7 protein-coding genes and 1 pseudogene are annotated in these 8,043 nt (G+C 63.3%); 3 read left to right on the forward strand and 5 right to left on the reverse strand.

Annotation, left to right across the window (positions count from 1 at the left end; translation table 11 throughout):
• The first annotated feature begins 43 nt into the window (after positions 1–43).
• The 3 genes from ABY403_RS10705 to ABY403_RS10715 all read left to right on the forward strand — a co-directional run bounded on the left by ABY403_RS10705 (position 44) and on the right by ABY403_RS10715 (position 3,074).
• On the forward strand, positions 44–748 hold the full coding sequence (locus ABY403_RS10705) for a response regulator transcription factor (RefSeq protein WP_372840794.1): 705 nt from the start codon (positions 44–46) through the stop codon (positions 746–748).
• A gap of 126 nt (positions 749–874) precedes the next feature.
• Entirely contained in the window at positions 875–1,924 is a 1,050-nt protein-coding gene (locus tag ABY403_RS10710; RefSeq protein WP_372840796.1) for a saccharopine dehydrogenase, read from the forward strand.
• A 10-nt stretch (positions 1,925–1,934) separates the two neighbouring features.
• Complete coding sequence (locus ABY403_RS10715; RefSeq protein WP_372840798.1) at positions 1,935–3,074, forward strand: saccharopine dehydrogenase C-terminal domain-containing protein; 1,140 nt, start codon at positions 1,935–1,937, stop codon at positions 3,072–3,074.
• Here the strand turns inward: ABY403_RS10715 and ABY403_RS10720 are convergent.
• The 5 genes and pseudogenes from ABY403_RS10720 to ABY403_RS10740 form a co-directional block, all read right to left on the reverse strand.
• Positions 3,071–3,439, reverse strand: coding sequence for a DUF3775 domain-containing protein (locus ABY403_RS10720; RefSeq protein ID WP_372840799.1), 369 nt, complete (start codon positions 3,437–3,439; stop codon positions 3,071–3,073). The two genes, ABY403_RS10715 and ABY403_RS10720, sit on opposite strands and share 4 nt — an antisense overlap.
• Positions 3,440–3,509: 70 nt before the next feature.
• Positions 3,510–4,682: a DNA recombination protein RmuC gene (locus ABY403_RS10725; protein ID WP_372840800.1), complete on the reverse strand. Its 1,173-nt coding sequence runs from the start codon at positions 4,680–4,682 to the stop codon at positions 3,510–3,512.
• Positions 4,679–6,493 carry a DNA mismatch repair endonuclease MutL gene (gene mutL, locus ABY403_RS10730; RefSeq protein ID WP_372840802.1) on the reverse strand — a complete coding sequence of 605 codons (1,815 nt, stop codon included), beginning with the start codon at positions 6,491–6,493 and terminating at the stop codon, positions 4,679–4,681. Before mutL ends, ABY403_RS10725 begins: the two co-directional genes overlap by 4 nt.
• 47 nt (positions 6,494–6,540) lie before the next feature.
• Entirely contained in the window at positions 6,541–7,845 is a 1,305-nt protein-coding gene (locus ABY403_RS10735) for a M16 family metallopeptidase (RefSeq protein WP_372840804.1), read from the reverse strand.
• Positions 7,842–8,043 (reverse strand): annotated as a pseudogene (locus ABY403_RS10740) (insulinase family protein); the annotation flags it as partial. The gene ABY403_RS10735 and the pseudogene ABY403_RS10740, both read right to left, overlap by 4 nt.

The following is an 8,043-nucleotide window of genomic DNA, read 5'->3' on the forward strand; positions in this document are numbered from 1 at the left end:
CCGAGGCCGCGCTGCTGGCCCGTCTTGGTGCCGGAGGTGCCACATGAAACCACCGCATGTCGCAATTCTCGATGACGAACCCGAGGTGCGCCGCATGTTGTCGGATGCGCTGGAAGAAGCCGGGTTTCGCACCACCTCTTATGGGCGCGCCGCAGAGTTTGAAATCGGGCTGAAACGCTCGGCACCCGATGTGTGTCTGGTCGATCTGGGTCTGCCAGACCGCGATGGGCTGGCGCTGGTGCATCGGCTGGCGCTTGAATCGGGCGCTGCGATCATCATCATCTCGGGCCGCGCGCAGGTGCAAGACAGGGTCACCGGGTTGGAACTTGGCGCAGATGACTACATCATCAAGCCGTTCGACCCTGCCGAGGTCGTGGCGCGAATCCGTGCCCGGTTGCGCAAGGGCCGCCCCGAGGCCGAACGCACCGCGCAAACTGCGCGTTTTGCAGGCTGGACCGCGCATTTCGACCGCTACGCTCTGGTGGCGGCAGACGGCACCGATGTGCCATTCAGCCATGCCGAAGGCGAAGTGCTGCGGATGTTTCTTGAAAGCCCGAAGCGCTTGATCAGCCGCGCCCAGATGCAGGAAAGCCTTGGCGGCACCGCGGGTGACAGTTTTGACCGCGCGATGGATGTGCGCATTTCGCGCTTGCGCACCAAACTTGGCGAAGACCCCAAGAACCCCCGCCTGATCAAGACCATATACGGCGCCGGTTACATTTTTCTTGGCGATGTCGTCTGGGGTTAGGGCCACCCGGCATTGTGCCCGTGCCACCCTATAAAATGCAAAACCCGGCCCCCAAGATACGGCAGAATGCGTCTGGTTGCCGCCAAGGCGATATGCATGCTTGCCCCGGCAATAAAGGGGCGATGAATGACACATATCTGGGTGCGCGCAGAACAGCGGCCAAACGAAGAACGGGTCGGGTTGACGCCCGAGGGCGCGGCAAAATTGCGCGCAGCCGGGCTGCGCGTGACGGTCGAAGAGAGCCACGTTCGCGAAATTGGAATCGAGGGTTATCGCGGCGCGGGTTGCGAAATCGCGGCTGAAAACAGCTGGCCCACCGCACCGAGTGACGCGATCATCTTTGGCCTGAAAGAGTTGCCCGAAGACGGCACACCGCTGGTGCACCGCCACATCATGTTTGGCCATGCCTTCAAGGGCCAACCCGCCGGACGCGTGCTGCTGCAACGCCTCAAGGCCGGGGGCGGGGCGCTATATGACCTCGAATACCTCGTGGACGAGTCTGGGCGGCGGGTCGCGGCCTTTGGCTATTGGGCGGGTTATGCGGGTGCGGCGCTGGCGCTGAAATGCTGGGCCGCACAGGCGCGCGGTGGCATTTGCGGGCCTGTGGCGAAATACCCGGGCAAAGGCGATTTGCTGGCCGATCTGGCCGCCGATCTGGGCGATGCGCCGCGACCGCGCGCCTTGGTCATCGGCGCGCTAGGGCGGGTCGGCACCGGTGCCGCCGATCTTTGCGCGGCAATGGGCGTATCGGTCACGAAATGGGACATGGCGGAAACCGCGCATGGCGGCCCCTTCCCCGAGGTGTTGGCGCATGAGATATTTCTCAACTGCATCCTCGCGCGCCCCGGCTGCCCGGTTTTCGTGCCCGCATCAGCCCGCACAGCGCCGCGCGCGCTGCGGGTTATTGGCGATATTGCCTGTGATCCGACCTCTGATTTCTCGCCGATCAAGGTTTATGACCACACCACCGACTGGGCCGCACCCGCGCTGCGCGTTGCCAACGATCCGCCGCTTGATGTGACCGCAATCGACAATTTGCCTTCGCTTTTGCCGCGCGAGGCAAGCGAGGATTATGCCGCACAGCTTTTGCCCTCGCTTATGGCGCTGGGCAATCTGGAGGCAGGCGTTTGGGGCCGTGCCAAGGCCGAATATGACCGCCACTCGGCGGCGTTGTGAGGAAACAGAAATGACAATTCACTGGTGTGGCACTGGCCTTTCGGCAGTGCCCGGGCTGCGGCGGCTGCTGAGCGAAGGGCAAGATGTAGTGGTCTGGAATCAGACCATTGAAGCGGCGGCAGCCGTGGTGGGCGACATTGCAACCGACATTCGCCTGCATGACCCCGTGGCCATGTCAGCGGCATTTGCCCCGGACGACGTAGTCATCTCGATGCTGCCTGCCGGCATGCACGCAGATCTTGCGCGCCAAGCCTTGGCCGCGCGCGCGCATTTTGCCTGTTCCAGCTATCTTTCGCCCGAGTTGCGCGCGCTGGATGGCGCTGCACGAGACGCGGGCGTGGTGATCGCTGGCGAAATGGGGCTGGACCCCGGCATCGACCACATGATGGCGCATGATCTGGTGGCGGCCTACCGCGCCAGCCCCGCTTATGATCCGACCAACGCGGTGTCTTTCACCTCGCTTTGCGGTGGTATTCCGGCGGTGCCGAATGCGTTTCGTTACAAGTTTTCGTGGTCGCCTCTGGGGGTTCTGGCGGCCTTGCGCGCGCCCTCACGCTCGATCCGGCATTTCACTGAACTGCGCGTCCAGCGGCCTTGGGACGCGGTGACACGATATGATGCGCCCTTGCCGCGGCCGGAGACCTTCGAGGTTTACCCCAACCGCGACAGCCTGCCGTTTTTGGCCGAATACGGATTTGATGCTGACTGGCGGGTCAAGGATTTCGTGCGTGGAACGATTCGGTTGAATGGCTGGGCCGAAGCTTGGGCGCCGATTTTTGCCGAACTCGAATCGCTCAACGGGCCCGAGGGTGATGAACGTCTGCGCGCGCTCTCGAACGAGCTTTGGGCGCAAAACGCCTATGCTCCGGGCGAACCTGACCGCGTTGTGCTGATCGTAACGCTGAAGGCCGAACGCGATGGCGCGCCCGTCTGGAACCAAAGCTGGGTGCTGGATGCCGTGGGCGATGCGCGCGGCTCTGCGATGGCACGGCTTGTATCGGGCACCGCCGCAATGGCCGCCGAATCGATTGGGCTGCGCGAACTGCCCAAAGGTGTGCACGGCGTACCAACAGACCCGAGATTGCTAGGGCGTTGGCTGGGGCAGGTGCAAACGCTCGCGCAATATATGGCGCGCGTTGACCACCTTTAGGTCGAACGCATCACACCGTCCTCGGCATCTTCTAGCGAGATGCCGAGCGCGTTCAGCCCATATTCAAGGTAATCGGCCAACATCGGCATACCCATCAGATAGTCTTCGGTCGGTGCAGTTGCCTCTGCCTTGGCGGTGGCGATTGCCTCGTCCAGTTCCTCGGCGTCAAAAGTTTCGCGCCCCACCCACATCACGGCTACAAGGCTGGCTTGCTCGTCGTCGTTGAGATTGGCGATAAAGCTGCGCAGGTCATTTGCAGCGGCGCTTCCATAGCTGCCGGTATCGCCGAAGCCGCCGAAATCGGCTTCCATCTCGCGGGCACGGATGATGACATGGGCGACCTTGTCGGATGTGATCTGCAGCATCAAAATCTCTCCTTCGCAGAACACTTTTCAGGAAAGCTGCATCCAACGCAAGCGACGCAAGCGCGCACCCTCAAACCGGTGGCGGCAGCGGTGGCACAATTGCCGGATCAGTTTCGGGGGCCAGTTCCTCGAAGTCGAAATTATCGAGCCTGCGCGCCCGTCGCCCGGTCTTTTCCGCGGAAATCTTGATGTCTTCAATGTCCTTCGCGGCTTGGTTGAAATGCCGATCAAGGCTTTCGACCCGTACCCCAAGCCTTTCGACATCGCCGTATAGCATCCCCAACTCTTTGCGGATTGCGCCGGCCTGTTCGCGCATCCGCGCATCTTTCAGCACCGCACGCATGGTGTTGAGCACGGCCATGCAGGTGGTGGGAGAGACGATCCATATCTTGAGCCCGAATCCCTCGCGCACGATTTCGGGGAAATTGGCGTGCAATTCGGCATAAACCGCCTCGGATGGCAGAAACATCAGCGCGCCATCCGCCGTTTCGCCCTCGATCACATAGCGCTCTGCGATGGCGCGGATATGGGCGCGCACGGCCACGCGCATCGCCCGTTGCGCCTCGGTCGTCTGGTTTGGGGTTTCGGCGCGGCGCAGGGCCTCATAAGCCTCTAGCGGAAACTTCGAATCGATGCAGATCGGGCCCGGCGGGTTCGGCAGATGCACGAGGCAGTCAGCCCGACGCCCGTTGGAAAGGGTCGCCTGCATCGTGTAGGCGTCCGCTGGCAGCGCCTTTTGCACGATGTCGTGCAACTGAATCTCGCCAAATGCGCCGCGGGTCTGTTTGTTGGAAAGAATGTCCTGCAAACTCAGAACGTTGCCAGACAGCTTCTCGATATTCGCCTGCGCCTTGTCGATGGTTTCCAGCCGCTGCTGCAACTCGCCCAAGCTGCGCGCTGTGCGAGTAGCGGTGCCGTGCAGGCTTTCGGTCATGCCGCGGCTGACCTCGGCCAGACGCTGTTCCATCAGCGCCAACAGCCGCGTCTGCGCCGCCGCCTGCGCCTCGGAAACATGGTGCAAGCCGCCTGCAAGCTGCTGTTGCCCATCCGAAAGCGCCTGCACCCGGTTGCCCAGATTGCCCATCTGGTTAAGCATCGGCTGCGCCAGATCGGCAGACCGTGCCGTGGCGCGCAGCGTCATGATGACCAGCGTGAATAACACCAGCACCAGCACGGCTGCGCCAAGTGCCGCCAGCACCAGCGGGTCTTGCAAATCAATCGTCGTCTCACCAATGCGAATCATCTGCGCCCGAACAGCCGCTCAATTTCGGCCAGCTTGAGTTCTACATAAGTCGGCCGCCCGTGGTTGCACTGACCAGAATTGGGCGTCGCCTCCATTTCGCGCAAAAGCGCGTTCATTTCTTCTACCCGCATCTGGCGGCCTGACCGCACGGACCCGTGGCAGGCCATGCGGCTAAGCACCGCGTCGATGCGCGCGCCAAGGCGCTGGCTGTCGCCAAGGTCGGCCAATTCGTCAAGAATATCGCGCAACAGCGCCGCAGCACTGAGGCTGCCAAGCACCGCAGGCGTTTCGCGCACAGCAACCGCCGTGCCGCCAAAGGGTTCAATGCCAAGGCCAAGTCGTGCCAGTTCCGGCGCGAGATCAAGCAGACGGGCCGCCTCTGCCGCCGAAAGCTCGACGATTTCGGGGATCAGCAGCGCCTGCGCGGCAACACCGTTTTCGGCCATCTGCCGCTTTAGCCGCTCATAAACCAGCCGTTCATGTGCTGCGTGCTGATCGACGATCACCATGCCATCGGCGGTCTGCGCCACGATCCAGTTTTCGTGCAACTGCGCGCGCGCAGCCCCCAGCGGGTAATCGACTGCTTCGGGCGCGGGGGCCACCGCTGCGGCGAAGGGCGCGGGGGCCTCGGCAAAGATCGGTGCTTGCCACGCGTAGGCGGCGCGCATGGCACCGGGGCTGGGGCGGTCCATCTGATAGATGCGGGGCGCTTCGGGGCGCATCGCCTCTAGCGTCTCGCCAGCAACCGTTGTGCTGGCGCGATGCCCCGCCCCTGCCAGCGCATGGCGCAGCGCCGAAACGATCAGGCCGCGCGCCAAGGAGGGGTCGCGAAAGCGGACCTCGGCCTTGGCGGGGTGCACGTTCACGTCAACCAGTTCAGGGTCGCACGCCAGATAGAGCACCGCCGCCGGATGCCGGTCGCGGCTGAGCACGTCCATATAGGCGGCACGCAGCGCGCCGATCAGCAATTTGTCACGCACCGGGCGGTTGTTGACGAATAGGAACTGCTCTACCGCCGCGCCGCGCGAATAGGTGGGTAGTGCTGCAAATCCGGTCAGCCGTAGCCCGTCGCGCTCGGCATCGATCGGCAGCGCGTTATCTGCGAATGCGCGGCCCAACACGCGGGCAAGGCGGCCGAAAAGCGCGTCGAATAATTCGCCCTGCTCTGCATCGGCGCGCAAGATCTCGCGCCGCTCGCCGCCCGAAACATCGGTGAGCGTAAAGCCCACATGCGGCGCCGCCATCGCAAGCCTGCGCATCACATCGGCAATGGCCTGCGCCTCGGCACGGTCTGATCGCAAGAACTTCAGCCGCGCCGGGGTGGCGTGGAACAGATCGCGCAATTCGACCACGGTTCCACGGTTCAGCGCGGCGGGGCGAACGGGCGCAATCGCGCCTCCACTGACTGATATCTGCGCCGCCTCAAAGCCCTCGACGCGGCTGGTGATAACCAGCCGACCCACCGCCCCCAAGCTTGGCAGCGCCTCGCCACGAAAGCCGAAAGTGTGGATGTTCAGCAGATCAGAACCATCAATCTTCGATGTCGCGTGGCGCGAAAGCGCAAGCGGCAGGTCGCCTTCGGTCATCCCGCAGCCATCGTCGACCACCCGGATCAGCGTCTTGCCGCCGTCTGCGTAGCTGACATCGACGCGCTGCGCCCCTGCGTCGAGCGCATTTTCGACCAGTTCCTTGACCGCCGAGGCAGGCCGCTCCACCACCTCGCCCGCGGCAATGCGGTTGGCGGCGGCTTCGCTTAGCTGGCGAATGACCGGGCGCGGCGATGCGCCTATGTTGCGGCTTTCGTGGTTCATACCACAAGCGTTAGCACGAAGCAGCCTGAGGTTCTATTGATTCGCGGCTATTGCGGCAGGCCCACGGGTTGCCCGACGACCACGAAATGCAAGGCATCGGCATCCATCAGCCGCGCCGCGACCCGGCGGATATCGTCAGCGGTGACAGCCTCGACCCGGTCGTTGCGGGTGGCGATGTAATCGCGCGGCAAACCCTGATGTTGCATCCCCACAAGGATCGAGGCGATCCGCCCGTTGCCATCAAACCGCAGCGGATAGGCACCTGTCAGATAGGTCTTGGCGGCTGCGAGTTCTTCGTCGCTCACACCTTCTGTGGCGATCTTCGCCCATTCCGCCTTGGTCACGGCCAGCGCTTCGGCAACCTTTTCGTTGGCCGAGGCGAAATAACCCTGCCATGTCTCGGAAAGATCGCGCGGCACCAGAAACGACGATATGCCATAGGTCAGCCCACGCTCTGCGCGCACCTCGGTCATGAGGCGCGACCCAAGCCCACCGCCCAGAATATGATCGATCAGATAGGCCGCAAAATAATCGGGGTCCTTGATCGACAAACCGACCTGACCGAATAGCACCACCGATTGCGGGCCGGCGTATTCGACTACACTCGTGCCGCCGGTCAGCCCCAGTTCCGCGGGCGGGGGCATCGGCGCGCCCGTATCGGGCAAGTCGCCCAGCAATGTGTCAAGCAGCGCGCCCAGTGCCTCGGGCGTGATGTCGCCGACTGCGGCCACACGGATACGGTCGCGCGCCATCACCCGAGCCTTGGCGTCAAACATGTCGTCGCGCGTCAGGGCCGCAACGCTTTCCAACGTGCCGTTCAGCGAGGTGCCATAGGGATGATCGCCCCATGCCAGCCGCGCGAAGGTATCTGAAACGATCGCATCAGGGTCGCGCGAATCGGCGTCGATGATCGAAACCACCTGCGCGCGAACCCGCTCTAGCGCCACATCGTCGAAGTTCGGCTCGATCAGCGCGCTACGCAACAGCGCCGCGGCGGCATCGCGATTTTCGGTCAGCATCCGCGCCGAAATCGACAAAAGGTCATCGCCCACATCAAAACGGAACTCTGCCGCAAGCGACTCGGCGGCTTCGGCAAAGCCTTGGGCATCCAGCGGCCCTGCGCCTTCTTCCAAAAGACCGGTCATCAGGTTGATTGCGCCACGCTTGCCCGGCGCATCAAGGCTGGCCCCGCCCGCAAAGCGGATCTCTAGCGCGGTAAAGGGTATTTCGTGGTTTTCGACAAGCCAGGCGGTAATGCCCCCCGGCGAGACAACCTCGGCAATTTCTATGGTCGCGCGCGCTGGCGCGGCGAGGGTTAGCGCAGATACCAGCGCTACGAGAAACCGGATCATTGCTGCACCCCCTCGTCTTCGGGCCGCATCAGCCAAGCGGTGACTGACTGGCGTTTGTCGAACAACGCATGTGCTGCGGCCATCACATCGGCTTCGCTTACCGCGCGCAGCGCATCAGGCCATGCCTCGACATCGGCGATTGTCAGGCCGCTGGTCAACGCAGCACCATAGCGCCGCGCCAGACCTTGCACGTTATCG

The organism is Phaeovulum sp. (assembly GCF_041596715.1).
Classification (GTDB): domain Bacteria; phylum Pseudomonadota; class Alphaproteobacteria; order Rhodobacterales; family Rhodobacteraceae; genus UBA6213.

What these genes read in the sequence shown, in the direction of transcription:
- ABY403_RS10705 (WP_372840794.1), top strand. Translation starts at nt 44, where the DNA reads ATGAAACCACCGCATGTCGCAATTCTCGATGACGAACCCGAGGTGCGC.
- ABY403_RS10710 (WP_372840796.1), top strand. Translation starts at nt 875, where the DNA reads ATGACACATATCTGGGTGCGCGCAGAACAGCGGCCAAACGAAGAACGG.
- ABY403_RS10715 (WP_372840798.1), top strand. Translation starts at nt 1,935, where the DNA reads ATGACAATTCACTGGTGTGGCACTGGCCTTTCGGCAGTGCCCGGGCTG.
- ABY403_RS10720 (WP_372840799.1), bottom strand. Translation starts at nt 3,439, where the DNA reads ATGCTGCAGATCACATCCGACAAGGTCGCCCATGTCATCATCCGTGCC.
- ABY403_RS10725 (WP_372840800.1), bottom strand. Translation starts at nt 4,682, where the DNA reads ATGATTCGCATTGGTGAGACGACGATTGATTTGCAAGACCCGCTGGTG.
- mutL (WP_372840802.1), bottom strand. Translation starts at nt 6,493, where the DNA reads ATGAACCACGAAAGCCGCAACATAGGCGCATCGCCGCGCCCGGTCATT.
- ABY403_RS10735 (WP_372840804.1), bottom strand. Translation starts at nt 7,845, where the DNA reads ATGATCCGGTTTCTCGTAGCGCTGGTATCTGCGCTAACCCTCGCCGCG.